24 protein-coding genes and 1 other RNA gene are annotated in these 25,638 nt (G+C 53.7%); 4 read left to right on the forward strand and 21 right to left on the reverse strand.

The features are described from left to right. Positions 1 to 288 precede the first annotated feature (288 nt). Positions 289 to 1,620, reverse strand: a complete 1,332-nt coding sequence (locus tag J2Z70_RS09490; protein WP_036724299.1) for a PhoH family protein — start codon at positions 1,618 to 1,620, stop codon at positions 289 to 291. A 106-nt stretch (positions 1,621 to 1,726) separates the two neighbouring features. On the opposite strand from J2Z70_RS09490, the gene J2Z70_RS09495 reads away from it, so the two are divergent. Next, positions 1,727 to 2,302, forward strand: a complete 576-nt coding sequence (locus tag J2Z70_RS09495) for a YhcN/YlaJ family sporulation lipoprotein (RefSeq protein ID WP_209872017.1) — start codon at positions 1,727 to 1,729, stop codon at positions 2,300 to 2,302. A 34-nt stretch (positions 2,303 to 2,336) separates the two neighbouring features. Here the strand turns inward: J2Z70_RS09495 and J2Z70_RS09500 are convergent, their stop codons facing one another. The 6 genes from J2Z70_RS09500 to J2Z70_RS09525 all read right to left on the reverse strand — a co-directional run bounded on the left by J2Z70_RS09500 (position 2,337) and on the right by J2Z70_RS09525 (position 8,013). After that, positions 2,337 to 2,789, reverse strand: a complete 453-nt coding sequence (locus J2Z70_RS09500) for a pyridoxamine 5'-phosphate oxidase family protein (RefSeq protein WP_036690242.1) — start codon at positions 2,787 to 2,789, stop codon at positions 2,337 to 2,339. 100 nt (positions 2,790 to 2,889) lie between these two features. Further along, entirely contained in the window at positions 2,890 to 3,993 is a 1,104-nt protein-coding gene (locus tag J2Z70_RS09505) for an LCP family protein (RefSeq protein WP_209872020.1), read from the reverse strand. Between the two features lie 87 nt (positions 3,994 to 4,080). Further along, positions 4,081 to 4,377: a YlaH-like family protein gene (locus J2Z70_RS09510; RefSeq protein ID WP_036724304.1), complete on the reverse strand. Its 297-nt coding sequence runs from the start codon at positions 4,375 to 4,377 to the stop codon at positions 4,081 to 4,083. A gap of 151 nt (positions 4,378 to 4,528) precedes the next feature. After that, on the reverse strand, positions 4,529 to 6,373 hold the full coding sequence (typA, locus tag J2Z70_RS09515) for a translational GTPase TypA (protein WP_036724305.1): 1,845 nt from the start codon (positions 6,371 to 6,373) through the stop codon (positions 4,529 to 4,531). A 255-nt stretch (positions 6,374 to 6,628) separates the two neighbouring features. Further along, a complete protein-coding gene (locus tag J2Z70_RS09520) occupies positions 6,629 to 7,141 on the reverse strand; it encodes a hypothetical protein (protein ID WP_076075875.1) in 513 nt (170 codons plus the stop codon). A 212-nt stretch (positions 7,142 to 7,353) separates the two neighbouring features. After that, positions 7,354 to 8,013: a TerC family protein gene (locus J2Z70_RS09525; RefSeq protein ID WP_209872023.1), complete on the reverse strand. Its 660-nt coding sequence runs from the start codon at positions 8,011 to 8,013 to the stop codon at positions 7,354 to 7,356. Between the two features lie 183 nt (positions 8,014 to 8,196). On the opposite strand from J2Z70_RS09525, the gene J2Z70_RS09530 reads away from it, so the two are divergent. Next, positions 8,197 to 8,886, forward strand: coding sequence for a TerC family protein (locus tag J2Z70_RS09530; protein ID WP_209872026.1), 690 nt, complete (start codon positions 8,197 to 8,199; stop codon positions 8,884 to 8,886). On the opposite strand, the gene thiI is transcribed toward J2Z70_RS09530, so the two are convergent. The 6 genes from thiI to J2Z70_RS09560 form a co-directional block, all read right to left on the reverse strand. Beyond that, the gene (thiI, locus tag J2Z70_RS09535; protein ID WP_036724391.1) at positions 8,868 to 10,109 is read right to left on the reverse strand and encodes a tRNA uracil 4-sulfurtransferase ThiI; all 1,242 of its coding nucleotides are present in this window, start codon (positions 10,107 to 10,109) and stop codon (positions 8,868 to 8,870) included. The genes J2Z70_RS09530 and thiI overlap by 19 nt on opposite strands. A 57-nt stretch (positions 10,110 to 10,166) precedes the next feature. Beyond that, positions 10,167 to 11,318, reverse strand: a complete 1,152-nt coding sequence (locus J2Z70_RS09540; protein ID WP_209872030.1) for a cysteine desulfurase family protein — start codon at positions 11,316 to 11,318, stop codon at positions 10,167 to 10,169. Between the two features lie 114 nt (positions 11,319 to 11,432). After that, entirely contained in the window at positions 11,433 to 12,080 is a 648-nt protein-coding gene (locus J2Z70_RS09545) for a lytic transglycosylase domain-containing protein (RefSeq protein WP_425355107.1), read from the reverse strand. 218 nt (positions 12,081 to 12,298) lie between these two features. Continuing rightward, positions 12,299 to 12,709 carry a hypothetical protein gene (locus J2Z70_RS09550; RefSeq protein ID WP_209872036.1) on the reverse strand — a complete coding sequence of 137 codons (411 nt, stop codon included), beginning with the start codon at positions 12,707 to 12,709 and terminating at the stop codon, positions 12,299 to 12,301. A gap of 13 nt (positions 12,710 to 12,722) precedes the next feature. Then, positions 12,723 to 12,944: a DUF1540 domain-containing protein gene (locus J2Z70_RS09555; RefSeq protein ID WP_209872039.1), complete on the reverse strand. Its 222-nt coding sequence runs from the start codon at positions 12,942 to 12,944 to the stop codon at positions 12,723 to 12,725. Positions 12,945 to 13,192: 248 nt separating this feature from the next. Beyond that, complete coding sequence (locus J2Z70_RS09560) at positions 13,193 to 13,690, reverse strand: YpuI family protein (RefSeq protein WP_036724316.1); 498 nt, start codon at positions 13,688 to 13,690, stop codon at positions 13,193 to 13,195. A gap of 287 nt (positions 13,691 to 13,977) precedes the next feature. On the opposite strand from J2Z70_RS09560, the gene J2Z70_RS09565 reads away from it, so the two are divergent. Continuing rightward, positions 13,978 to 15,849, forward strand: a complete 1,872-nt coding sequence (locus J2Z70_RS09565; protein ID WP_209872042.1) for a S8 family peptidase — start codon at positions 13,978 to 13,980, stop codon at positions 15,847 to 15,849. A 17-nt stretch (positions 15,850 to 15,866) separates the two neighbouring features. Here J2Z70_RS09565 and pdxR read toward each other — a convergent pair whose 3' ends face one another. Further along, complete coding sequence (pdxR, locus tag J2Z70_RS09570; RefSeq protein ID WP_209872045.1) at positions 15,867 to 17,300, reverse strand: MocR-like pyridoxine biosynthesis transcription factor PdxR; 1,434 nt, start codon at positions 17,298 to 17,300, stop codon at positions 15,867 to 15,869. A gap of 96 nt (positions 17,301 to 17,396) precedes the next feature. Between pdxR and J2Z70_RS09575 the strand changes: the two genes are divergently transcribed. After that, on the forward strand, positions 17,397 to 18,611 hold the full coding sequence (locus J2Z70_RS09575) for an aminotransferase-like domain-containing protein (RefSeq protein ID WP_209872048.1): 1,215 nt from the start codon (positions 17,397 to 17,399) through the stop codon (positions 18,609 to 18,611). Between the two features lie 153 nt (positions 18,612 to 18,764). On the opposite strand, the gene rnpB is transcribed toward J2Z70_RS09575, so the two are convergent. From rnpB to J2Z70_RS09610, 7 genes are all read right to left on the reverse strand, one after another. Then, positions 18,765 to 19,180, reverse strand: an RNA gene (gene rnpB, locus J2Z70_RS09580) — RNase P RNA component class A. 63 nt (positions 19,181 to 19,243) lie between these two features. After that, positions 19,244 to 20,359 carry a Nif3-like dinuclear metal center hexameric protein gene (locus J2Z70_RS09585; protein WP_209872051.1) on the reverse strand — a complete coding sequence of 372 codons (1,116 nt, stop codon included), beginning with the start codon at positions 20,357 to 20,359 and terminating at the stop codon, positions 19,244 to 19,246. Next, the gene (locus tag J2Z70_RS09590) at positions 20,335 to 21,114 is read right to left on the reverse strand and encodes a tRNA (adenine(22)-N(1))-methyltransferase (protein WP_209872054.1); all 780 of its coding nucleotides are present in this window, start codon (positions 21,112 to 21,114) and stop codon (positions 20,335 to 20,337) included. Before J2Z70_RS09590 ends, J2Z70_RS09585 begins: the two co-directional genes overlap by 25 nt. Further along, positions 21,111 to 22,028, reverse strand: a complete 918-nt coding sequence (locus J2Z70_RS09595) for a hypothetical protein (RefSeq protein ID WP_209872058.1) — start codon at positions 22,026 to 22,028, stop codon at positions 21,111 to 21,113. Before J2Z70_RS09595 ends, J2Z70_RS09590 begins: the two co-directional genes overlap by 4 nt. A gap of 47 nt (positions 22,029 to 22,075) precedes the next feature. Further along, positions 22,076 to 23,209 (reverse strand): RNA polymerase sigma factor RpoD, encoded by a 1,134-nt coding sequence (gene rpoD / locus J2Z70_RS09600; RefSeq protein WP_036690273.1) that lies wholly within the window; start codon positions 23,207 to 23,209, stop codon positions 22,076 to 22,078. Between the two features lie 40 nt (positions 23,210 to 23,249). Beyond that, positions 23,250 to 25,085, reverse strand: coding sequence for a DNA primase (gene dnaG / locus J2Z70_RS09605; protein WP_245368119.1), 1,836 nt, complete (start codon positions 25,083 to 25,085; stop codon positions 23,250 to 23,252). A 24-nt stretch (positions 25,086 to 25,109) separates the two neighbouring features. Continuing rightward, entirely contained in the window at positions 25,110 to 25,589 is a 480-nt protein-coding gene (locus tag J2Z70_RS09610; protein WP_339311088.1) for a YaiI/YqxD family protein, read from the reverse strand. Positions 25,590 to 25,638 lie beyond the last annotated feature (49 nt).

Here is a 25,638-nt window from a genome sequence, read left to right on the forward strand (position 1 = left end):
GATGGGAGTGTCTGAAGAGCACGGTCGCAATCTGGGCGGTAGTCGCACCTGCGGTGAATATTTGGCCTTCCGGCCGCTGTTGTCCCCAGATTTCCTCAATGGTACCGCTATCCGGAGACAAAGGCGGACGCTACCGCTCCTACAGCTCCAAAATTCCCCTCCGGTGCTAACGCCTTGTTGCTCCAACTGACTCCAGCCAAGTCCCCTCCCGCCCCTTCCGGGGGCGGGCAGGCAAAAGCCGGGAGTGGTAATCTCCCGGCTGGAATAATATTTGTTTGTTGTTGCGGGTTACAGCAGATCGGCAGCCAGCTGCGCCAGATGCGAACGCTCACCCTTCTCAAGGGTAATATGTCCGCTGATGCCCTGCTGCTTGAACTTCTCAACGATATAGCTGAGGCCGTTGCTCGCCGCATCCAGATAAGGGTGGTCAATCTGCTCGGGGTCACCCATCAGGATCACCTTACTGCCCTCGCCGGCCCGGGAGACAATCGTCTTCACTTCGTGGCGGGACAGGTTCTGCGCCTCATCAATGATAATGAACTGCGAAGGGATGGAGCGGCCGCGGATATAGGTCAGCGCCTCAACCTGGATACTTCCCAGCCCCATCAATATTTTATCGATATCCCCTGCCTTCTTCGTGTCGAACAGGAATTCGAGGTTATCATAAATCGGCTGCATCCATGGACGGAGCTTCTCATCCTTCTCTCCCGGCAGATAGCCGATATCCTTACCCATCGGAACCACCGGGCGGGCAATCAGCAGCTTCTTGTATTTGTGTTCATCCTCTACCTTGAACAATCCGGCCGCTAACGCCAGCAGCGTCTTACCTGTTCCCGCTTTGCCGGTAATGGTCACCAGCGGAATGTCATCATTCAGCAGAAGCTCAAGCGCCATCCGCTGCTGCGCATTCCGGGCGCTAATGCCCCATACCGCATCATTGCCCAGATAGAGCGGCTCCAGGCGGGAGGCATCGCTGTTGACCTTCAGCAGCGCTGATTTGCCGCTGCCGATCTCATCCTTCAGAATGACGAATTCATGCGGATACAGCGGATAGGAAAGCGCCAGCTGCTTCGTGGGCAGGAACCGGTGACTGTAATATTCATCAATCAGTGAAGGATGGGCCATCAGCGACTGGCAGCCGGAGTAGAGCTCATTCAGATCGCCGGTGCGGTCAGACAAATAATCCTCCGGCGTTATACCAAGCACATCCGCTTTGATGCGGACAAGAACATCTTTACTTACAAGTACCACAGGACTCGGGTCAGCCTTCTCATTCTCCTCATGGAGATAATTGAGCGCTACAGCGAGTATCCGGTTGTCATTGGAGACTTCGCCGAACATCTCCTGTACCTTGACGAAGCTGCGGTGGTTAAGCTCCACCTTCAGCGTGCCTCCGTGGTCCAGTACCACCCCGCTGTGCAGGTGGCCCAGCTCCCGGAGTCCGTCTAACAGACGCGATACGGTGCGGGCGTTGCGGCCGATTTCATCGGCATTACGCTTCTTGGAGTCGATTTCTTCCAGGACTACAGCAGGAATGACCACCTCATTCGCCTTGAAAGCAAAAATCGAATTGGGGTCGTGCAACAGCACGTTAGTGTCCAGTACGAATATCTTTTTCATGTTATCCCCTCCACAGCGCCTGGTTTGATTGATCATACATAACTCTTTTCAGCAAGGGCAAGATAAGGTAAATCACTAATTCTCAGGCTGAAAGGAGTACGCACATATGAGAAAATCAATGTGTCTGTTGCTGGTACTGCTGCTGCTGACAAGCTGCGGTATCGCTAATAAAGAGACATCACCCTCTCCTCAGGATAAACAATCAGCTGGCACTTTAAACAGCCAGGGGAACCGCGGAGTGCGGACTTTGTCGGAAGATGGTACAGCCGTACAGGAGCTCAACCCGGATTCGGGACAACCTTCAGAAGGCAAGCGCGACAGCGATGTGGCACTCAAGGATCATTTTGAACAATTAGCGCGAAGAGTCCCAGGTGTAGAAGGCGTCCACTGTGTCGTCATGAACAACCTTGCCGTGGTCGGCATTGATGTGGACGGCGCCCTTACCCGTTCGCGGGTCGGAAGCGTGAAATATTCGGTAGCTGAAGCGATCCGCAAGGACCCGAGGGGCGTAAGAGTCCTGGTGACTGCCGACATGGACCTCAGCAGCAGGCTGGCCGAGATGGGCAAGCATATCTCCAAGGGCAACCCGGTCTCGGGCTTCGCCTCCGAGATGGCCGATATTATCGGCCGGATCATTCCGCAGCTGCCGGAGGATATTGAGCCGCAAGGCAATACCCGGTAGGAGCTAATTTCAAAAAAAGCCTAGTGATAGCACACTAGGCTTTTTGCATGGCGGCAAACACTTGTCCGTCCAGCTTCTCGGCCGCACGTGCATCGTATACCTTCGCATATTTCGGAGCAGATTCCAGGTGCGCACCATAGAACAGCGCATTGCGGACCGCTTCAATCTCAATATCAAAACAGCACATCTTAAACGGAACATCCGGCAACGGGTCCAGCCGAACCGCAGCATGACCGTTAATGGCATGCACCGTCCCTTCGCCAAACACAGTAATCGTTACCCTCGGGTTAACCTTCATGTTGTTCACCAGTCTGGAGCGGTGGTCCACAGCCAGCCGGACAATGGAAGGGCTCACAGCATAGATCCAGGAGATCGCAGTCGACGTAGGTCCGCCGGATTCTGCATCCACAGTGTTAAGAAGAACAAACGTCTCCGATTGCAGCATAGCTAGCAGAGTTTCATTGAGCTGAGCAACGGCTTCAGACATAGTTACAGGCCCCCTATGCGGCAAGAATACATTCAATTTATTATATTATAGCACAGGACGAAACTTGCATTCAATTTACAGATTGTACCCTGCCTGCTGCTCAAGGCTGGGCTGAGACCACTGCAGCGGACACTCCGGATATACGGTCCTGAAGGCTTTTCTTGGCTGCGTCCAGCTCCTTATCGTTAATATATACATAGGGGCTGCGCCAGGTTCCGGTTACCGGTACATATTCGACATTCTCCTTGGAAATATCCCAATACGTAGCGATCAGGCTCTTAATCTGCGCATTCTCAATATCGCTCTCCAGATTATCGTCCACCGCATCCAGCACCCGGCCGATTTTGAGAACACCGCCCAGCGACTGCATCTGAGAGATTAATGAAGTCAGTACCTCGTTCTGGCGCTTATTGCGTTCAAAATCATCCGAAGGCTTGGTCGCCGGCTTGCAGTTGGACTTGCGGTAACGCACATAATCCAGCGCTTTATCTCCGTTTAGCTTGGCTTCGCCTTTTTTAAGATTAATATTGGTGCCGTCCACACTGTCCGTGTAACACATATTGGCACTAATATTAACGTCTACGCCGCCGAACTCATCCACAATATCCCGGAAGCCCTGGAAATCCAGTACGGTTGCGTAATCGACCTTAATGTCCAGATATTTGCCCATCATCTTCTTCATCTCATCCTCGGCCAGAGTCCCGGAGGTCTTCTCCTTGCTCTTGAAGCGGGAGTAAAAGGCATTGATCTTCGTCTTCTTGTATCCGCCAAGCTCGACATATGTATCACGGGGTAATGAGACCACCGTAGCCGATTTGGTCTCCGGGTTCAAGGCCGCGACCATGATCACATCCGTCAGGTTGGACGGGTGCTTCGGACGGTTGTCCGTTCCAAGCAGCAGCATTGTCAGCGGCTTCTCCGAGGCGGATTGTCCTGCCGCAACCGGCTGGTCCACGCCGAATCCTCCGTGGTCCACCTTCCAGTACAAATATCCTGCGTAACCCAATGCTGCTATAACAGCAATCAGGAGAATGATGAGCAGCACCCTCATCAGCCGGGCGAAGAATCCGCGCTTTTTCGGTTTCCGCGCTTTTTTCTTTGCAGTTGTAGCTGAAGCAGCAGACCTCGGCTGCTGCCGGTTAGTAGTGGTGCTTCCTTGCTGGCTGTTCCTTCTGGGTGGCAAATTGCCCTTGCTTGTATTCATAATCCTTTTAGTTCCTTTTCATTCAACTGGAGTTGAAGTAGATAACTTCGTAATAACTTAGACGAGCCCTGTCATCAAAAGTTGCGCCTACTGCCGTTTTGCAGCCGCTGCAGCCTTCCGCTTCTGCCGGGCCTCGACCAGGTAGCGGACCCGCACAAGCAGCATCAGCCCGACCGCTACCAGCAGGCACTGGATGATCGGCAGCTTGTCATGCTGGAAGATAAGAAGCATGCCTGAGCCTGCCGCCATCATCACATACAGTACGATCTCTTTGCCGATCGGCAGCTTCTGATTGACGCGGAATACTCGGTTATACACATAAGTGAGTAAGATAAAAATGACAATGTAAGCGATAACTGGATGCTCAGCGAACCAGCTTTGCATAGCCCGTCACTCCTTCCGGATCATAAGTTACGCTTACATTATATCACCCGAAGCCGTTTTATACTGCTATTAATCCCTGCAATTTGAAAGATCCACGCCTGTAAAATGAGAAAAGCCGCCGGAATAATCCGGCGGCTTCATTGTTATCAGCTTACGCTTGGCTGGCTTGCGCCGCCTTACGCTGCTTCTCTACACGCTCGCGCTCGCCCTTATTCAGGATCTTTTTGCGCAGACGTACAGATTTAGGAGTGATCTCACAATATTCATCATCATTCAAGTATTCAAGCGCGCCTTCCAAAGAGAAGGTACGTGGAGTCTTCATTTTAACAGTATCATCTTTGCCTGAGGTACGCATGTTGGTAAGTGCTTTTTCTTTACAAATGTTAACGATAATATCGTTATCACGGGTATGCTCGCCAACAATCATACCTTCATAAATTTCTGTACCTGCATCCAGGAAGAGAATACCACGATCCTCAACACCCACGATTCCGTATTGGGTTGTTGTGCCACTTTCACTTGCTACAAGCACACCCTGATGACGTCCGCCAACTTGGCCGCCAACCAGTGGAGCATAGCTGTCGAAGGCATGGTTCATTACACCGTAGCCGCGTGTCAGCGTCAGGAAATGTGTGTTATAGCCGATCAGGCCGCGTGCCGGAATCAGGAATTCCAGACGGACTTGGCCGGTACCGTGGTTGATCATGTTGACCATCTCGGCTTTACGGCTGCCCAGACTTTCCATAACGGAGCCCATGCTTTCTTCCGGAATGTCAATCATGAGGCGCTCAAGCGGCTCGGATCTGACACCATCGATGTCTTTAATGATTACTTGTGGTTTAGACACTTGCATCTCATAACCTTCACGACGCATATTCTCGATCAGAATACCAAGGTGAAGCTCACCGCGTCCAGAAACGATAAACGCATCAGGACTGTCTGTTTCATCTACACGCAAGCTCACATCCGTTTCCAGTTCTTTGAATAGACGCTCACGAAGCTTACGGGAAGTTACCCATTTACCTTCTTTACCGGCAAACGGACTGTTATTCACAAGGAACGTCATTTGCATCGTTGGCTCGTCAATCTTAAGAACAGGCAATGCTTCAGGGTGCTGCGGATCAGCAATCGTCTCACCGATGTTGATATCCTTGATACCGGCAATAGCCACGATGTCGCCTGCGCCGGCTTCTTCTGTCTCCACACGCTTCAGACCCTGGAAGCCGAACAGCTTCTCGATACGGGCAGTCTTGCTCTTGCCGTCACGCATGATGACTGTAACGGACTGGCCTTGCTTGATTACACCGCGGTTCACGCGGCCAATGGCGATACGGCCCAGGTATTCGTTGTAGTCCATCAGAGTTACCAGGAACTGCAGCGGTTCCTCAACCTTCTCGGTTGGAGCCGGGATATGCTCAACGATGGTTTCGTATAGTGAAAGCATGGTCTCATCCTGCTTCTCAGCATTCATGCTCGATGTGCCGTTAAGCGCAGAAGCATAGACTACAGGGAATTCAAGCTGATCGTCACTGGCTTCAAGCTCAATGAACAAGTCCAGCACTTCATCAATAACTTCCTTCGGACGTGCAGCCGGACGGTCAATCTTGTTCACGACTACGATTGGGGTCAGGTGCTGTTCCAGCGCCTTGCGGAGTACGAATTTGGTCTGCGGCATGCAGCCTTCATAAGCGTCAACAACGAGCAGTACGCCGTCAACCATCTTCATGATCCGTTCTACTTCGCCGCCGAAGTCAGCGTGTCCAGGTGTATCTACGATGTTAATCAGGAACTCTTTATAAGTGATTGCTGTATTTTTAGCTAGGATTGTAATTCCACGTTCCCGTTCGATATCGTTAGAGTCCATGGCGCGTTCTTGAACGTGCTCGTGCGCGCTGAAAATCCCGGACTGCTGGAGAAGCTGATCGACGAGTGTTGTTTTACCATGGTCAACGTGGGCAATGATCGCAATGTTACGGATATCTTTTCTTGAATGCATGATTTGTATCCAAATCCTCTCATTTATCAAATTAAAACTGTTTAAATTCTTAGCATGTCACGGCAGTCTCACAAAAGAAGCGCCAGGCAGAAAGCCGACGCTCCAACATTCCTTAATTTTATAGTGAAAGTACTATGAAAAGCAAGTCTTTTTCTGAAAAAAAACGTTGCCAAGTCCGCTTAAATTTTCTAATTTTGCCTCATGTCCGGCTCAGCGGTCTTGAATTGTCCTATCAGGGCGTGTAGACGATCTGTTCTACCAGCCACCGTTCCACTTCTTACGGCTTCCCGGTCTGCCTCTTCCCAGCATCAGCCACAGGCCCGCAGCCACCAGCACAGCGCCCAGCAGATAGAGCGCACCAGTACCCAGCAGGGTGAAGATAACCAGCACTACACTAAGCAATCCAAGGATCACAGCGGCTGTAGTTAACCCTCCGGTTCTGCCTGAAGCATATAGCGAATATTCGTACAGTCCCACTGCGATCCCCAGCAGAAGAACAGGCCATAAGTATCTCATGAGGTCCCAGCCCCAGGTATTGCATAAGCCGAAGAGCAAGCCATACACCGATAGTATGCCCGCAGGAATGAGTACAGATGCAGAAGCGCGGCGGGTGAAAAAGAGCACATGTAGGAACAGGCCCGGAACCAGAATGATGAGCGGCCATAAGGCCCGTCCCAGAAAACCGAACACCCCCAGCTTGCCCAGCAGAATCACGAGGCCGGCGGCGGCGATGAACACACCCAGTTTCATGTCATTTTTGGAAGACATCTTTCACCTATCCCTTCAAAATTTCGTGTCTTTTCACCGGTCGGTGCCCCTTCAGCAGACAAATCCGGCGACAGGTTTCCCTTTATTTTATCTGATAAACGCATAAAACACCATCATTCTTCACACATCCCGGCGGGGCGTTCTCGAAAAAAAAGAAATAAGGCTGCACCAAAGCCTTCCAGCTTTTGGTACAGCCTTATTATTGCCGGTTATCAGCCTGCGGATACTTTCCTGTGCTTCAGCATGCCCGTGACAACCACAATAATGCCCAGCAGCATTGGCAGTATGGTATGAAGCGTCGGCAGCAGGAACGAAATCACCGGGCCAAATTTGGCATCCTGCAGCAGCATGTTCCCGGCGGTATACGCCAGAATATAAGCACCGATGAAAATCAGCACCGGGAAGCGGTGCAGCCAGCCCACGATGATGCCGCTCCCCCAGACGACAATCGGAATGCTGATCGCAATCCCGATTACAATCAGTGCCAGATCCCCTTTGGCCAGCCCGGCAATCGCCAGTACATTATCCAGGCTCATGATGAAGTCCGCCAGCAGGATGGTGCGCACCGATTTCCATACGCTAGGGCTTCCCTCAATTCTCAGCTCTTCCTCGTCCTCGAGCAGCAGCTTGAAGGAAATCCAGAGCAGCAGCATGGCCCCTCCGGCTTCAATATACGGAATCTTGAGCAGCAGCACTGCGGCGAAGGTCAGGATACAGCGCAGCGCGACTGCTCCAGCGGCCCCCCACCAGACTGCCAGCTTCCTGTGCTTCTCCGGCAGATTCTTGCTGGCCATCGCAATGACCATGGCATTGTCTCCGCTGAGCACCAGATTAATCATTAGAATTTCACCAAGCAGCAATAATGAATCCATCCACCTCAGCCTCCCTGAACTCCATGTATCTACATGTATGCCGGGGGGCGACAAGCTATGCTTCTTGTCCCGCTATTTTAGAAACTGCGCATGTAAGGCCGGATTGCAGCGTATATCTATAGTCTCCGGCCGGAATGGCCGCAAGGGGAATGCAAGCCACCAAACCTATAGGAGTGACCCGGGATGAATACATCCGCTGCGGATTTCATATTATCTCTGCTGAATATCGTGTTCCTTGATCTTATTCTGGCGGGCGACAATGCCATCGTCATCGGCCTGGCCGCGCGGAACCTGCAAGGACAACGGCAGAAGCAGGCAATTCTTCTTGGCACAGGCGGAGCGGTAATCTTGCGGATCATCGCCACGATTCTTGTGGTGTGGCTGCTAAAGATTCCATGGCTGCTGGCAATCGGCGGGCTGCTGCTGATCCTTATTGCTTATAAGCTGCTGTCCGGCGGCAGTGCAGAGACGGATATTCAGGCCGGCGGAACGCTGTGGGCGGCTGTTAGGACAATTATTATAGCCGACGCAGCCATGGGACTGGACAACGTCATTGCTGTTGCCGGTGCAGCGAATCATAATATTACGCTGGTCGTACTGGGACTACTGATCAGTGTGCCTATTGTGGTCTGGGGAAGTACCCTGTTTATCCGGTTGATCAACAGATATCCATGGATTATCTATCTCGGGTCAGGCGTACTCGGCTTCACAGCCTCCAGCATGATTTCCGGCGAGAAGGTCATTGCCCCTTACTTCAAAGCACATCCGCTGCTGCATGTTCTGTTCATCGCCGCAGTCATTGCCGGTATTCTGGCTGCGGGACACTGGAAGCGCCGCCGGACACAACTCGCTGTTCAGAACCATTCTTCCTGAAGGCCTGCCTGCGCCGGTACCAAGTCCTCCGGCTTCTCGTTGCCATAAGGTGTAATGAGTACGGTCTCGGTTCCGGCAACCGCCGTATCGAGTAAGGCCTGATAGCCCGGCAGCGTCGCTTCAATCTTGTCTACAATCCGCAGATTCGGATTCGTCGTCGGTGATTTGGGCACGAACAATGTACAGCAATCCTCGTATGGCAGGATGGACAAGTCATACGTACCGATGGTCTTGGAGAGCTGCACAATCTCACTCTTGTCCATCATCACCAGCGGACGCAGCAGCGGCAGAGCCGTTGCACGCCCGATCACATTCATACTTGGCAGGGTCTGGCTGGCCACCTGGCCCAGACTATCGCCGGTAATCAGCGCAAGCGCCCCCTCCTTCTCCGCAAGGGCGGTAGCAATCCGCAGCATAGCCCGGCGCATGAGTGTAATAATCAGATTATCCTGCCCGATTCCGGTAAAAGAGGTCTGCACCTCCGTAAACGGAACCAGATGCAGCTTGATCACACCAGCATAACGTGACAAGATACGGGTCAAATCTACAACCTTCTGGCGGGCAAGCTCGCTCGTATAAGGATAGCTGTAAAAGTGGACGCACTCTACCTCCAGCCCCCTGCGCATGGATGACCAGCCCGCAACCGGACTGTCGATCCCGCCGGAGAGCAGCAGCATAGCCTTACCGTTCGTTCCCAGCGGGAAGCCGCCGACTCCGGCAATATTCTCACAGAAAATAAGAGTATGACCTTCTCGAATCTCAATCTTCAGCTCCAGATCGGGAGACTTCACATCTACCAGCAGCCCCGGATAACCCTGGAGCAGCGGTGTAGCTATAAGCTTATTCATCTCTATAGAGCCGTAAGGGAAGTCCTTCCACACCCGGCGAGCGCTAACCTTGAAGCTGGTTCCCGCCGCCGGAGCAATAAGGTGGAGGAAGGTCCGGCTGGCCGCAAGAATATCCTCGAATTCCGGCCGGGAGACCTTTACCGGGCTAATCGAGGCGATCCCGAATACTTTTACGAGCGCCTCTGTTAATTCTCCTGCCGGTTCACCGTTCAATTCGACGTAGATCCGCCCGAATTCCCGGGTCAGCTTCACGTTCGGATACGGCTTCACCATCTCCTTCACATGCCGCAGTACGGTCTTCTCAAACCGGCTGCGGTTCTTCCCTTTCAGAATGAACTCCCCGAAGCGCAGCAGGAGCATATCGGCATAGTCCATGCTGCTTCCGTATCCGCCATTCTGTGCTCCGCTACCTGTCTCTGTTGTTGTCATTGGTTATTTCATGCCTCCTTCTGCAATCTTCAAGGATTGAACGGCTGCCAGCAGCGCCTGCTCCAGCCGGCTCACATCCTGCTGCGTATGACTGTCCCCCAGGCTGATCCGTATGCCGCCAAGCGCAGCAGCGGTATCCCTGCCCATGGACAGCAGAATCCGGCTCGGCTCGGCCAGTCGCGAGGAACAGGCGGAGCGTGTGGCGACCGCCATCCCGAGCTCTTCAAGCCTGCGGGCCAAGACCTCCCCCTTCATGCCGGGGTAAGAGAAGTGGACAATATGCGGCGCCCCGTCCTCCATGCTGTTCAGTACAAGCTCCGGTATCCCTGCTATATAATTCTCCAGCTGCGCCTTGAGCGGACGAATCCGGGCGCTGAAGGCCTCCCGCTGTTCTCCGCTCATCCGCATGGCCTTGGCTGAAGCTACGATATTCGGCACATTCTCTGTCCCGGCGCGCTTGCCCTGTTCCTGGGAACCGCCAGTCAACAAGGGAAACAGCGTGACGCCTTCTCTGACATAGAGAATTCCCGTCCCGCGCGGCCCGCGTAATTTATGCGCGGACAGGCTGTACAGATCTGCCTGCCAGTCCTTCAGTGAAGCCTCAAGCTTCCCGTAGCCCTGCACGCCGTCTACATGGAAGAGCGTCCGGCGGTTCACCGCCTTGACCAGTTGTCCTATCTCACGCAGCGGCTGTACCGTGCCGATCTCATTATTAACATGCATCACACTGACCAGCACCGTATCCGGCCGGACCGCAGCGGCAATCCGCGAGGGTTCGACCACCCCCTGAGGGTCAGGGGCTACGAAGGTAACCTCCCAGCCCAACTTCTGCAGCTGAAGACAGCTCTCGTAGACCGAAGGGTGCTCCAGCTCCGTGGTCACAATATGCCGCCCTCTGCTCTGATACTGCAGCGCAGCTCCTTTGACCGCCAGATTGTTGCTCTCGGTAGCACCCGAGGTGAATATAATTTCCTGCGGCAACACATCAAGCGCAGCTGCGCACACCTCGCGCGCCCGCTTGATCAGCTTGTCCGCCTCTTCTCCCGCCCGGTGCAGGGAAGAGGGGTTGGCGAAGTGCTTCCTCATCACCTGCTCCAGCGTCTGCACAACCTCCTCATAGGGAGGGGCAGCAGCGGCATAATCCCAATACAGCATATATCTGCGTTCTCCTTTGTTGATCAGAATTCATAACTGCTTATATGTTGCAAAAAGGATCAAACGGTCTGCCTCCCAAAAGAAGCAGGGGGCAGATTCCGTTTGATCCTTATATTATACCGCGAATTGCGCGCGGGCGCGTTCTATTTTGGCAATGTAGGCCTGTGTCTCCTTCGGAAGCCCGGAGAGATTCGCCATAAGCTCAGCATCGCTGCTGACTCCAAGCTTGTTCACCCGGCCCGGTCCGGCATTATAGGCGGCCAGCGCCATCTTCTCCTGTCCGTCATACCGCTTAAGCTGGTATGAGAGGTATCGTACGCCGCCGTCAATGCTCTGGGCAGGATCGAAGGGATCGGAGACACCCAGTCCGTTAGCCGTTCCGTCCATTAACTGCATCAGTCCCTTGGCACCGGCAGAAGATACAACATTCGGATTGAAGGAGGATTCCGTATCAATAACCGCCTTGATCAGATCAACCGGAACGCCATATTTCGCGCTGGCAGTCTGAATCAGCTGTTCATAATCCGTCGGCACAGTCTGCGTTATTTCCCCGGAAATGCCGCTATTCGCCCCTGCTGCTTCCCCAAGCTGCTGCCAGAGCAGATTATCCATCGAAGAGCTACCTGCAAGAGCAACGTATGTGCTTTTATTGCTGCTGTCAGTGGCTTGAGACGTCCCGGCTGCCTGCTGAAGCATTGCAGTGAACGCCGCTGCCGAGGCACCGGTCACTCCGGGGTTCGATTTGGTATCCTCACGCTTCATGCTTGAGCTTCTCAGGTCTACCCATTTCAACTGGCCGCTTGGCGCAGCGGCATTGATTGACATGCATTCATTCCCTCTTTCACGCGAAGTCTTATATTTGAACTTTACTATTTATTCACAGCAATTACTATATGCCTAAGCGAAAAAACAGACCTCAGACCTGCATAGTTAGGTCTGATAGCCTGTTTTGAAAATCGGATGTGCAGATTCAGCCGGCGCTAACGGGCAAAAGGAATTAAGACAAAATAGCTTAAAGTGGATACAATCCCCAGCCCCATCGACCAGGCCCCGGCTGATTTTTGTCCTCTGGCATACGCATAATACCCCAGAACAGCGGCGATTGGCCCCAATATAATGGACCAGATGAATAAGGATACTACACCGAAGCCCAGGCCGATATAGCCAATACTCCTGTCCTCTCCCTCCCTTACACGGCCTGTTGTCGGCTGAGCTTCGCCGCTCCGTTCCATAGTGTTCTGAAGCTGCGAGGGGAGCGGACTGAGCTCGGCGGCGTACTCCTCATTGTGGCTTCGGTCCCGGCGGGGGTAATCGACTCTGCTGCGCGGGCGCAGGATAACCTTTCGGCGGGCGGAACGGTCCACTTTGGGTTCATCATTCGGATTATCCATAAGGGCCTCCTTCTCAGGCGTTCGGCTTGAACGTCAGACAACAGGTTGCGGACGAGGTTCCGGCATGATCATGATGATTACCCGCCGTCAGCTCCTCTGCGTATTCCTCCATGTAACGGCTGCCTGCATGCTGATCGATCTCAATGACAATTTCCTCGGCATGGCACAGGTTCTGTTCTCCCCAAAAATGACAGTTGCTTACACTACACTTCACAAGCGGTTTAGCGTTTGTCATAATGATCACCTCGTCATGTATTATGCCCGCTGGTGAAATCGGCTATGCGGCTGAAGGCTGCTCACCTGAACACACAAGTGGAAACGGCTTTGCCGTCCTTTTAAAGGACGGTACCGTTTCGGCGAGAAATTGATTTATTGCGTGAAACACATAAATGCTTATATTTACAAAAAAAGACCGCCCCAAGCAGCCATATCGGCAGTTGGGACAGTCTTTTACAGAAATAAGATGATAGACCAGACAATGGATTACACCTGATTCTGCATCCGCTTCTCTGTCAAATAATCATTCTCATAATAAGTCAGATCATCACGCAATTCTTCATAGACCTTGGTGATCTCCATAATGATATCGCGTGCCGGACGCACAGGCTTCTTACGGAAACGGATCGCATCCTGCCCGGTATAGGCGTAACGTCCATCCTCCGAATAACTCTCATTCTTAGGATAGAAGAAGTTATTAACTCCTAGATGATATACATTATATAGCGCTTTTTGCGCGAAAGGTTCATCGAAGGTAGCGCGGCGCAATGCAAGCCCAAGCTTCTCATAAGACATTTCCGAGAACACCAGCAGATGGCGGAGATCGGACAAGAACCCCCGATAGAAATGCAGCGTTTCTTCATCCTCTTCGGTAACAAGCTGCGGAAGCGCATGCTCATTCAGGAACAGTTCCATTTTGTCGATAACGGATTTAAGCTTCTCTCTCGTCGATTCACACAATTTCTGCACACTTACTGCTGACATGGCGGTTGCTCCCCCTTATTGTTCCTTGCATTAGTAGTTGTTAATGACACTTAGACATTGCAGTTGTACTCTCTTGATAGTATCACAAAATCTCCTAAGCCTCCACCGTACGGATACCGGAAAAGAATCCTTCTTCTAAAAAGAAAAGTACAAGCCCCGGAAGGCGCTTTCTTTTTGATATTAACATAAAACCAAGGACGGCGGTAGCCTTTTCGTAAGATGAATAAAACCAGCTTCAGCTCCGAACCCTAACAGGTATATGAAACGACAAGGAAGGAGCGGAAATCATGTCACGTAAAAATCTAACCGTCGCCGGTATAGTCACTGCCGCGCTGACCGTACTGCTGCTCACCTTCGCCCTACGGCCGGAAGGCAGCGGCGGTACCCTTCGGCAAGCGTCTGTGCCTAATCCCTCTCAGGAAAAAGTGATCAAGAAAACCACCCTTGTGCAGGATGTAGCGGCTACTGACAAATTGAACCGAGTCGATGTGCACAGACATCTGAGCACCCTGCTGGCCGATATGCATCATGCTTCCCCTGAAGCTATCTCAGCATATGCCGAGAGCCTTCAGCAGGGGCACGGGCATATTACCATGCTGATGATGGTTGATTTCAACACCCGTAAGACAACCACCTTCAAATCTTCACTGCCGGAAGGAACCGATCAGGAGAATAAGCAGCTGCTTCATTATCTGAACACCGCCAAAGCTGCGATTAAAGGCCACCAATCCTATGAATCCCCCTCGTTCATTATCGGCGACAAAAAGTATTATTTCGTAGCCCAGCGAAACCGGGAGGGACAAGTGGCTGTCATCGCTCTGATTAACCAAAAGATTCTGGACCGCGTTGCGCTGCATCAGCTGAAGAATCTGCGGCTCATTCCGTACCCGAAGGAAGGCAAGTACCGGGTAGAATCCGTCCATGCCGATACCTTGAAGGACATCACGGTCAAGACTGGACATGACAATGAAAATGCCAGCCATTACTACGAGAATGAGATCGTCGTCCGCTTCCCGAACGGACATCCCACGGCCGCACAGCTTCAGACCATTGCCGCCGATATCCGCTGCAAGGAGCCGCGCAAGCTGGGGTATGCTTATATTTTCCGGTCAGACAAGATGAGTTACTCCCAGCTCAAGACTTACTTCGCCAATAAGTGGCATCCGCTGTACGCAGAGCCTCACTATATGTACTTAACCAATGATACGGTCAGTGAAAATACGGGAGCTAATGTGATTACCCCTAACGACCTGCTCTTCTCAACTTACCAGTGGAATCTGCCGGCGATTGAAACCCCGCAGGGCTGGAATCTGTCCAAGGGCAGCAAGGAGATCGTAATCGCCGTTGTGGATACCGGTGTTCAAGCGAACCACCCGGATCTGAAGGGGCAGCTGCTCAAGGGCTACAATGCGATTACCAGCGGCAGCACGCCGGATGACGATGTTGGACATGGCACTCATGTGGCCGGCATCATTGGAGCGTTAACCAATAATGAAGAAGGGGTCGCCGGCATCAGCTGGTACAATAAGATCCTTCCGGTAAAAGCGCTGGATAATTCCGGAGCGGGCACCACCTATTCGGTAGCCGAGGGCATTATCTGGGCGGCAGACCAGGGGGCCAAGGTGATTAATCTCAGCCTGGGCAACTATGCCGACTCGCAGTTTCTGCATGATGCGATTAAGTATGCCTATGACCGGGATGTAGTGATTGTCTCCGCTTCCGGCAATGACAATACGGAGCGGCCGGGATATCCCGCAGCCTATGAGGAGGTGATTGCAGTCGCCGCAACGAATGCGGCGGGAGAGCGTGCTTCCTTCTCCAATTACGGGGATTACATCGATGTGGCTGCACCCGGGGAGAGCATTGCCAGCACCTATCCCGATAATCAGTATGCGGCGTTATCCGGCACCTCGATGGCCAGTCCCCATGTAGCGGCGCTGGCCGGACTGGTGCGCTCCTTGAACCCTGCGCTGACGAACAAGGAAGTGACCGCGCTCTTGACCTCTAATGCCATCGATCTGGGCACCGCCGGCCATGATAAGTATTACGGCTGGGGCCAGGTGGATATCTACCGTACCCTGCAGGCGGCAGGAGGAGGCCAGGTTCCGCTCCAGCTGTTCCCGCAGCAGGTCGGCAAACAGCTCGATTCTATACAATAAGCTGCGGCCGTTAGCGGTTAAGAGCGCAGATGCCGTTCCAGCAGCAGCAGGAACCGGCGGAGTCCGCGCTCCATCCCCTCCTGCGTCAGCTGCGAATAGCTCAGCCGGATATGCCTGGAGGGGATATCCCCGGCATAGCAGACATCGCCCGGCAGGAAGGAGATCCCTTCCTGCTCGGCCAGAGCATGCAGCTGCTCAATCCCGGGGGATTCCGGCAGCTGCAGCCACAGATTCAGCCCGCCCTCCGGCAGCTGCCAGGTTACCCCGGCCGGAGCATTCTGCTTCAGCAGCCTCGCTGCCGCCTCCTGGCGGGCACGCAATGCTGACCGCAGCTTCGCTGCGTACTCGTCATACTGGCGCTCGATGAAGGGCAGCACTGCCCGCTGGGTCAGCAGCGGACTGCCCAGATCACTGGCCGACTTGGCGGCGATCAGCCGGGAGAGAATATTGCCCTCAGCGGCGACACAGGCGATCCGGCAGCCGGGGGCGAGGACTTTGCTGAAGCTCTTCATGTAGACTACATGCCCGGCGGTATCCAGCGATTTAATGGACGCCGGGGGCGGCTGATGGAAATACAGGTCACTGAACGGATCATCCTCCACAATGAGACAGCGGTAGCTGCGGGCAAGCTCCAGCAGACGCTGTCTTCTTGGCATGCTCATCGTGACCCCGCTCGGATTCTGGAAGGTCGGATTGGTATAGATGAGCTTAGGCGGCCTCCGGTCACACATCGCTGTAAGCCGGTCCACCCGCATGCCCTCCCCGTCCATCGGAACGAAGATCATCTCAGCCCCCCGCCCGGCAAAAACATCAATCGCCCCCGTATAGCTGGGCGCCTCCAGATACACCGTATCCCCCGGACCGACAAAGGTCCGGGCGACCAGATCGATCCCCTGCTGTGCACCGCTGGTGATCATCAAATCACTGGCGCCCAGCTGGATTCCCCGGCTCTGCAGGTGCCTGCGCATCACCTCGCGCAGCTCCGGGTCACCCTGGAAATTACCATAGGTGGCCATCAGCTCAGGCTGCTCCTTCACAAGTGCAGCCATGGTCGTGCCAATCGGCCCGAGCGGAAGCAGGCTGCTGTGAATGGAGGCCAGATGAAAGGGATAGTCCACCTCAGAATAATCGAAGTTACGCCAGAGCTGGGCCCGTGGCAGATAGTCATCATAACCGTCCTGCCACCTTGCCTCTGGCCCTTGCCTGCTCCGGTCCCGTTCTGCCACATAGCAGCCCTTACCCTGGCTGCACAGAATATGTCCGCGCTGCTCCAGGTCAGCATAAGCCTTGCTTACCGTTACCTGGCTTACCTTCAAGGAGGATGACAGACCTCTAACGGACGGCAGCCGCGTGCCCGGCTGGAGCAGTCCCGAGGTGATCCGCTGCGCGATCGTCTCACTGATCTGCCGGGGCAGCGATTTGTCACCGCTGCGGAGTAAATCAATATGCATGGCCTGTCTCCTCCCAACTGTTATATTTATCGCTTTACTGTTATACCGCTATACCGTTATGATACTACAAAATTCAGAATAGCAGGGAGCATGAATATGAAGATCAACTACGCGGATATGACGAACCACCTGGGGTCCTCCGCAGTCCGCGATATCCTTAAAATCACACAGGGCAAGGACATCATCTCGCTTGCCGGCGGGCTGCCTGCCGAGGAGCTGTTCCCGGCAGAAGCGATCCGGGATGCTTACAGCCGCGTGCTGACAGGCGACAGTTCTGCGCTGCAATACGGACTGACAGAAGGCTATCTTCCGCTGCGCGAACAGATCGCCGCCAGACTGGGACAACAGGGCATCCCTGTCTCCTCCGAGGAAATGATCCTCACTACCGGCTCCCAGCAGGCCATAGATCTGCTCTGCAGAATTCTGCTCGATCCGGGAGACACCGTACTTGTAGAGGCACCGACCTATCTTGCCGCCTTGCAGGTACTGGGCTCTTACCGAGCAGACATCCAGGTTGTAAAGAGCGATGAGGAAGGGCTGCTGCCGGAGCATCTCGAAGAGCAGCTTCGAGTGCACCGCCCTAAGCTGTTGTATGCCGTCCCCACCTTCAACAACCCGTCAGGCGCAACCTGGAGCAAGGTACGCCGTGAACAAGTGGTGGAGCTATGCCGGAAATACGGCGTGCTGATGCTAGAGGATAATCCGTACGGAGAGATTAGGTTCGATGAATCCCCGGAAGCGTATCCGCCAACCCTCGCAGCCATCGACAGGAATCTGGGAGGGGATACCTGCGTAGTCTATACAGGTACCTTCTCCAAGATCGTAGCTCCGGGACTGCGGACAGGCTGGATCATTGGCCCCGCCGGGCTGGTCAGAGTGATCGCCAGAGCCAAGCAAGCCGCCGATTTGCACTCCAGCACCATCGATCAGCGCGCCCTGCATGAGCTGCTGCTGTCCTTCGACCTTGAAGGCCATATCCGGCTGGTCTCCCGGGAATACAAGTCACGGATGAAGCTGCTATCAGCAGAGCTGGCTTCAGAGAACTGGCAGGATACATCCTTCCTGGAGCCGCGCGGCGGCATGTTCCTGTGGCTAAGCCTGCCTGCCCGGATACATACCGCCGAGCTGCTGCCGCTTGCTGTGGAGCAAGGGGTTGCCTTCGTTCCGGGGGAAGTCTTCTATTCGGAGCAGCCCATGAAGAACACGATGCGCCTGAATTTCACCCATACCCGGCCGGAGCTGCTGCCGCTCGCGGTGCAGCGATTGACCACCGCGCTCTCCCGGTATGAGGAACGCCTGCTTCCTCTGTAACTCCATCCGCCGGCAGCCTTGAAGTATCCATACTCTCGTTCAATGCTCCGGATAACCCAACATTTTCTCAAGAAAAGGCGGCCCCCATCAGGAGGCCGCCGTCTTATTGTTCATATAGTGTGATTAGTGCAAAGTCTTGTTAAAGTTGTCAGTTAGGAAAGTTTGCCGTAAGCCGGGTTCTGTGCTCGTTGTGGTTCAGCCGGGAACTACCCTCCCACCATAAGCGACAATCATCTATCTAGGCCATACATTACTGCACAGCTCCAGCGACCAACCTAGACACGCCTCAGGCGAAGGCTGCGGCTTCCGTGAAGAAGACGCTGCGTCTCATTAGGTCTTGCTCCAGATGGGGTTTACCAGGAACGAAGTCACCAGCGTTCCTCGGGGTCTCTTACACCTCGGTTCCATCCTTGCCTGTGCCGCCCGAAAGCGGCCATCGGCGGTCCATTTCTGTGGCACTATCCTTCAGCTCGCGCCGACTGGACGTTATCCAGCACCCTGCCTTGTGGAGCCCGGACTTTCCTCCCGCATACGCTCTCACGCATACCGGCGATTGTCTGTCAAACTTTCCGAAACAACATTGTATATTATACAGATATGCCGCCCAGCGCACAAGTGTAAATAATAACAGCCTACAGGAATATAAAAGGCTCGGTATCCGGCTGCGAGGCATGCACCGCCGTACCGTACTTATGCTCCGTCAGCTTACCGGCCAGAAACTCCGCTACCTTCACCTTCATGATCTTCTCCGCATTATGGCCCGGATCGATCAGGGCGATTCCCGCGAGGTGCGCATCCTGTGCGGTATGGTAATCGATATCGCCGGTCACCAGCACATCCGCTCCCTTGAAGATAGCGCTGCTGTAGTACTTGGCACCGGACCCGCCCATGACTGCCGCCTTGCGGACCTTGCGGTCCAGATCTCCAACTACCCGCACGCTCTCCACATCCAGCCCGCGTTTGACCGTATCAATGAACTCACCAAGCGTTGTTGGCTCCTTAAGCTTCCCTACTCTTCCAAGTCCAAGGCTGCGTCCCTTGAGGTCCATGGAATACAGATCATAAGCCACCTCTTCATACGGATGAGCCTTCAGCATGGCCTGTACCACCTTGTTACGGATCGTATGCGGCACAATCGTCTCGATACGGACCTCCTCAGCCCGCTCCAGCTTGCCAGGCGTGCCGAGGTACGGGTCCGTGCCCTCCTGCGGAATGAAGGTGCCATAGCCTTCGATATTGAAGCTGCAATGGCTGTAATTGCCGATCCAGCCCGCTCCGGCGTTCAGGATGGCATCCAGCACCTTCTGGTGATGATCCTTCGGCACGAATACAACCAGCTTGGACAGCTGCTCGGTATGAATATCCTTGATCGGTGCACCGTTCTCAATGCCCAGCGCCTCGGCCATCCAGTCGTTCATTCCGCCTTCGGCCACATCCAGATTCGTATGGCTGATATACACGGCAATGTCGTTTTTAATCAGCTTCTCATATAAGCGGCCTGCCGGGGTATCCGTCAGAATCCCTTTGATCGGCCGGAAAATCACCGCATGATGGGCAATAATCAGATTACAGCCCTTGGCAATCGCTTCGTCCACAATGCTCTCATTAACATCCAGCGCCACCAGCACCCCGGTGATTTCCTTCTGGAGACTGCCGACCTGAAGCCCGACATTATCCCATTCCTCAGCCAAATGCTTCGGAGCAAGCTGCTCCATGTATCCAATTACGGTCTGTCCTTTGGCAAACATTCCAGCACCTCCGCAATCCGTTTAATCTGAAGCTTGATTCTGCTGCGCTTCTCCTCAGCCGCTTCCAGCTCCGAACGTGCGAGCGAGGCCAGGATGCTCTCCAGCTTGGAGATTTCACCCTGCCATTTGGCAGCGAATACTTCATTCGGCGATTGCAGCAGCAGCGGTCCCATCTCCAGCAGCAGCGCCTGATCAAGGGCTACCTTCCCTCCGGCAAGCAGACGTCCGCTGTACAACTGTTCATTTGTCCCCGCCGCTTCAGCGCCCTCAGGAACCGCGGTCAGGATCTCATAGATTTTGCCGTCTTCCTCCAAAATATGCTCCGAGACCAGCGCCCAGCTGTTAGCCAGCAGCCAGCGGCGCAGAATATCCTCGCCTACATTGGGCTGCAGCGCGAGCGTCTTCACTCCGGCCAGCTTGCCGAGCTTCTGCCCGCGGTCCAGAATGGCCGCGATCAGCGAGCCGCCCATCCCGGCAATGGTAATGCAGTCCGCTTCCCCCGGCTCCAGCACCTCCAGCCCGTCACCGCGCCGTACAGCGATCTTTGCACCGAGTCCTGCTTCCGCAACACCACGAAGCGCCGCTTCATAGGGTCCCGGATTTACTTCTCCGGCAATAGCTGAAGGCACCCGGCCGCTCTTCACAGCGGCAACAGGCAGCAGGGCATGATCTGAGCCGATATCGGCAAGTCTGCTGCCCGCAGGGACCTGCTCCAGCAGCAGCTGAAGCCGGTCAGATAATTTTACGTTGTTCATGAGGCCACCCACGTTATCCATTTTTTTCTGAAGAGGAACAGCAGCGCAAGGCCCACTGCAATCTTCAGTATTAATATCAGCGAGGTCCATTCCGGGAATCCCGCTCTGAGCCATAGCGCATCCACCTCCGGCATCAGCCAGAGGGCAGCACCCGCCCCCAGGTACACCCCAGAGACCCCGCTAACCTTGTGATACATCAACCAGCTCATCCAGATCATAAGCACACACAGCGGAAGCCAGAGCAGCTCCAGCTCCAGAAGAGAGGCGTCCGGCCGGACATGTCCGAAGAATCCTGCATAGAGCAGGGCCCAGAAGGCATATCCGCAGAAATGAAGCAGTCCGATGCGCAGAAAAAAACCAAGCACACACCACAGCAGCCCGCAGGCCGCAATCAGCAGCGGTGTCCAAAAATCAGCATCCAGCTTATGCAGCTCAATCAGCCACAGTCCGAATCCCAGCGTTAAAATGCTGCCGATTCCCGCCAGCATCAGACTGATTGTCTTGTTGCGGTTCAGGTAAATCGCTGAATATCCATAACAAATAATTAGGACGCTGAGCGCTGTAGCAAGTTGCAAAGGCCAGGGAAAAACGCTAAAATAAAGACTAATCAAGAAAATCAAGGAAATAATTCCAAAACCAAACAGCCAAATTTTGATGCTTCCCTGCTGGAGATTCCGTAACGATACCGGATTGCTGTCCTTCACCTCTGCCTGATCATCATACAGGTTAGTCAGGAAGTCACAATATTGCTCGGGCAACAGCTTGCTTCTTCTCCAGTATTGAATTTCTCTTAATATAGTATCACGTTTCTCCAGGTTCAACCGGCATCCCTCTTTCCAGAACTTGCCTTCACTTTCATTATAAGCTCCCGCACACAGCGGGGCTCCAGCATTGGTGAATCGCCTTGACAACATAATAGGACCTCCTGCCACCGTGCAGCAGAAGGTCCCGGTTGTAAGGTCTATTCGAGGAAATCCTTCAGCCGCTTACTGCGGCTGGGGTGACGCAGCTTACGAAGCGCTTTGGCTTCGATCTGGCGAATCCGCTCGCGGGTTACGCCGAACACCTTGCCCACTTCCTCAAGTGTTCTCGTCCGTCCGTCATCCAGTCCGAAGCGCAGACGGAGCACATTCTCTTCACGCTCAGTCAGCGTGTCCAGCACATCCTCCAGCTGTTCCTTCAGCAGCTCATATGCCGCTGCATCCGCAGGCGCCAGCGCCTCCTGGTCCTCAATGAAATCTCCCAGATGCGAATCATCTTCCTCACCAATCGGTGTCTCCAGCGATACCGGCTCCTGGGCAATCTTCATGATCTCTCTAACCTTCTCAACGGTAAGCTCCATCTCCGCTGCAATCTCTTCAGGCGACGGCTCGCGTCCCAGCTCCTGCAGCAATTGGCGGGAGACCCGGATCAGCTTGTTGATGGTTTCAACCATATGCACCGGAATACGGATCGTACGCGCCTGGTCAGCAATTGCACGCGTAATCGCCTGACGAATCCACCAGGTTGCATAAGTACTGAATTTGAAGCCTTTGTTATGGTCAAACTTCTCAACGGCCTTGATCAGACCCATGTTGCCTTCCTGAATCAGATCCAGGAACAGCATGCCGCGTCCGACATAACGCTTGGCGATACTGACCACGAGCCGCAGATTCGCTTCTGCCAGTCTCCGCTTCGCTTCCTCATCACCATTCTTGATCCGCATCGCCAGTTCCACTTCATCGTCAGCCGATAACAGCGGCACGCGGCCGATTTCCTTCAGATACATCCGGACGGGATCGTTGATCTTGATCCCCGGAGGCAGCGACAGATCATCGTCAAAGCTGAAGTCGTCTCCTTCTTTGTCCTCATTGTCTTCGCTTGGACGGAGGCTGTTCACCTCTTCATCGTTCTCATTGACAACCTCGATCCCCAGATCGCTCAGCTGCTCGTAGAATTCCTCCATCTGCTCGGGGTCTTGATCGAATGGCGACAATTTCTCCATGATATCTTTGTAATTAAGTGATGATCTTTTCTTCCCGTGATCAATAAGCTGATCCTTAACCTGATCCAGAGTAAATTCCGCTTCCAGTTCAGTGTGCTGATCGTTCGCCATAATTCGACTCCCTCCTCCCTAGGTACATCCTGTCAACAGCTCATTGTCTCTCTAGGGCTAAAATTTCACTTGCTATTTGTGCTGCACGCAAAAAGTCACCGGATTTCTCCGCCTGAATCATCTCTTCACGCTTGGGTTCAATTTTGCGCTGCAGAGGATACTTCCGCACTTCACGAATACAATCGTCCAGAACCTGGGTATTCCAGTCTGGAGGGGTATCCATCATGGAGATGGCCGTTGCGGTCTTCTCCAGACGGTCGTCCTGAAGCGATGATAGAAACCGGCTGATGCCGGGTGGTTTGCCTTGCGCATAATAAGCATATAGATAAGCAGCGATTGCCGCATGATCATCAATATTGAACTCTTCTCCGAGCCGTTCACCCACATAGGCCGCCGCTTCGGGATCTTGAATCATGAATGATAACAGGCGCCGTTCCGCAACATGGTAAGCAGGCAGTAAGGTAGGTGTCTGCACTTGCCCTTTTTTATGCCTACCATTATTCCACCTATTATCGTTATTATCCCCTTCGGGGTTGTTTTTTTGCATGGAGGCCCGAAGTAAATTACAATCCTGCTTCAGACTGTCGTAGGACAGCTCAAGCTCGGAGGCGATTTCCCGCAGGTACACCTCCCGCTCCGTTGAAGAAGGGAGCCCGGCGATAATCTCCAGAGCCTCCTTGACATAGGCAATTTTGCCGTCTTCCTCTAGGAGTATATGGTTTTTTTTCAGATATATAAGCTTAAATTTGATGGATGACACGGCAGAGTCAATCACCTGTTCCCTGAATCTGTCCCCGCCATGCCGGGAGATGAATTCATCCGGGTCGAGGCCGCTTGGAAGCAGGGCTACCTTGACCCGCAAACCACTGGCTTCCAGGATAGGAATGGCCTTAAGGGCGGCAGCTTGTCCAGCCTTATCTCCATCATAGGCAAGCACAATCTCATCTCCAAGGCTTTTCATCAAGCCCACGTGACCCTCGGTGAGCGAGGTTCCCATCGTGGCTACCCCGTTCTGTACACCTGCCTCCCAAGCCGAAATGACATCACCGTATCCCTCGAACAGGACGATTTGCCGCGTTTTGCGGATGGATGCTTTGGACTGGTGCAGATTGTACAGAATGCGGCTTTTGTTAAATAACCGGCTCTCGGGAGAGTTCAGGTACTTCGGCTGACCCTCCCCGAGAATACGTCCGGCAAAGGCGATCGTCTTGCCCATGCGGTTCGCAATCGGAAAAATAACCCGGCCGCGGAAGCGGTCCAGATACCCTTTGCCTTCCCCTCTGGCAGACAATAGTCCGCCCTTCTCCATCTCAGCGAGATCGAAGCTGCGCTTCTCCAGAAACTGCAGCAGCGTATCCCAGCGGTCCGGCGCGTAGCCGATCTGGAATTGGTCAATCATTTTGTCGCTGAAACCCCGGGTTCTTAAGTAATCCATGGCGGCAGTGCCGTATTCCGTGTTTTTCAGCAAAAAATGATAAAACTTCGCCGATAATTCATACGCTTGAATCAGCCGGTCCCGCTCAGGATCGGGGGCAGCAAGCGCCCCGCCTCTCCCCTCAGGAACAGGGATATCACTCTCTTCCGCCATGATTCTGACTGCTTCGGGGAAGGATAATCCTTCGATTTCCATCCTGAATTTGATGGCATTTCCGCCCATACCGCAGCCAAAGCAATGAAAGACTCCCCGGTCAGGGGTGACAGTGAAGGAAGGGGACTTCTCCGAATGGAACGGGCAGAGGCCCCATAAATATTTACCCTGCTTGGACAAATGGACAACCTTGCTGACTGTATCGACAATATCATGCCGCGCCAGCACGTTCTCGATAACTTCTTCGGGAATAGGACCATGTCCGCTAGCCACTTCAACCACCTTCATCTCTTAACAGTTAAATATAATTCGCTATAGCTGGACATTCTCCTGCAAAATTGTTAAAAGTTTTGTCAGTTTATGTTGAAAAAGATTTTTTTCCTCTGCGGTAATCGCTTTGGGACCCTTGGAATAGTGGCCGCGCCTGCGTTCAACCGCCTTGGCATGCCTGCTCTCCAGCATAAAATCCATGGTAGAATTCTCATATTCCTGGCCCCGGTTCGAAAGTGCAAGGCAGCGTTTGCCCAGCGCCAGCGCCGCCAGTCCATAATCCTGCGTAATTACGATATCTCCTGCAGAGATATGATTGGCGATATAGAGGTCGGCACTGTCTGCCCCGCGGTCCACCTGAACCACTGTAACGCCTTCTTCCGCCCGCAGCACATGATCATAGGAGGAGACCATCAGCACCGGAAGCCCGAACACGCGCGCCACGGTAATAATCTCCTGCTTAACCGGACAAGCATCCCCGTCCACAACAATCTTTCTTAGCCGGGAAGTTCCCAAGCTCACCTCACCAAATTCCTGTGTAATATATATTACGCTCAACCGTTCAAAAATC

Origin of the sequence: Paenibacillus silagei (genome assembly GCF_017874735.1) — a bacterium.
In the GTDB taxonomy this organism is placed as follows: Bacteria; Bacillota; Bacilli; order Paenibacillales; family Paenibacillaceae; genus Paenibacillus_AQ; species Paenibacillus_AQ silagei.

Excerpts from the sequence above, each read along its gene's own strand:
- J2Z70_RS09490 (WP_036724299.1), bottom strand. The coding sequence starts at position 1,620 with ATGAAAAAGATATTCGTACTGGACACTAACGTGCTGTTGCACGACCCC.
- J2Z70_RS09495 (WP_209872017.1), top strand. The coding sequence starts at position 1,727 with ATGAGAAAATCAATGTGTCTGTTGCTGGTACTGCTGCTGCTGACAAGC.
- J2Z70_RS09500 (WP_036690242.1), bottom strand. The coding sequence starts at position 2,789 with ATGTCTGAAGCCGTTGCTCAGCTCAATGAAACTCTGCTAGCTATGCTG.
- J2Z70_RS09505 (WP_209872020.1), bottom strand. The coding sequence starts at position 3,993 with ATGAATACAAGCAAGGGCAATTTGCCACCCAGAAGGAACAGCCAGCAA.
- J2Z70_RS09510 (WP_036724304.1), bottom strand. The coding sequence starts at position 4,377 with ATGCAAAGCTGGTTCGCTGAGCATCCAGTTATCGCTTACATTGTCATT.
- typA (WP_036724305.1), bottom strand. The coding sequence starts at position 6,373 with ATGCATTCAAGAAAAGATATCCGTAACATTGCGATCATTGCCCACGTT.
- J2Z70_RS09520 (WP_076075875.1), bottom strand. The coding sequence starts at position 7,141 with ATGTCTTCCAAAAATGACATGAAACTGGGTGTGTTCATCGCCGCCGCC.
- J2Z70_RS09525 (WP_209872023.1), bottom strand. The coding sequence starts at position 8,013 with ATGGATTCATTATTGCTGCTTGGTGAAATTCTAATGATTAATCTGGTG.
- J2Z70_RS09530 (WP_209872026.1), top strand. The coding sequence starts at position 8,197 with ATGAATACATCCGCTGCGGATTTCATATTATCTCTGCTGAATATCGTG.
- thiI (WP_036724391.1), bottom strand. The coding sequence starts at position 10,109 with ATGGACTATGCCGATATGCTCCTGCTGCGCTTCGGGGAGTTCATTCTG.
- J2Z70_RS09540 (WP_209872030.1), bottom strand. The coding sequence starts at position 11,318 with ATGCTGTATTGGGATTATGCCGCTGCTGCCCCTCCCTATGAGGAGGTT.
- J2Z70_RS09545 (WP_425355107.1), bottom strand. The coding sequence starts at position 12,080 with ATGAAGCGTGAGGATACCAAATCGAACCCCGGAGTGACCGGTGCCTCG.
- J2Z70_RS09550 (WP_209872036.1), bottom strand. The coding sequence starts at position 12,709 with ATGGATAATCCGAATGATGAACCCAAAGTGGACCGTTCCGCCCGCCGA.
- J2Z70_RS09555 (WP_209872039.1), bottom strand. The coding sequence starts at position 12,944 with ATGACAAACGCTAAACCGCTTGTGAAGTGTAGTGTAAGCAACTGTCAT.
- J2Z70_RS09560 (WP_036724316.1), bottom strand. The coding sequence starts at position 13,690 with ATGTCAGCAGTAAGTGTGCAGAAATTGTGTGAATCGACGAGAGAGAAG.
- J2Z70_RS09565 (WP_209872042.1), top strand. The coding sequence starts at position 13,978 with ATGTCACGTAAAAATCTAACCGTCGCCGGTATAGTCACTGCCGCGCTG.
- pdxR (WP_209872045.1), bottom strand. The coding sequence starts at position 17,300 with ATGCATATTGATTTACTCCGCAGCGGTGACAAATCGCTGCCCCGGCAG.
- J2Z70_RS09575 (WP_209872048.1), top strand. The coding sequence starts at position 17,397 with ATGAAGATCAACTACGCGGATATGACGAACCACCTGGGGTCCTCCGCA.
- J2Z70_RS09585 (WP_209872051.1), bottom strand. The coding sequence starts at position 20,359 with ATGTTTGCCAAAGGACAGACCGTAATTGGATACATGGAGCAGCTTGCT.
- J2Z70_RS09590 (WP_209872054.1), bottom strand. The coding sequence starts at position 21,114 with ATGAACAACGTAAAATTATCTGACCGGCTTCAGCTGCTGCTGGAGCAG.
- J2Z70_RS09595 (WP_209872058.1), bottom strand. The coding sequence starts at position 22,028 with ATGTTGTCAAGGCGATTCACCAATGCTGGAGCCCCGCTGTGTGCGGGA.
- rpoD (WP_036690273.1), bottom strand. The coding sequence starts at position 23,209 with ATGGCGAACGATCAGCACACTGAACTGGAAGCGGAATTTACTCTGGAT.
- dnaG (WP_245368119.1), bottom strand. The coding sequence starts at position 25,085 with ATGAAGGTGGTTGAAGTGGCTAGCGGACATGGTCCTATTCCCGAAGAA.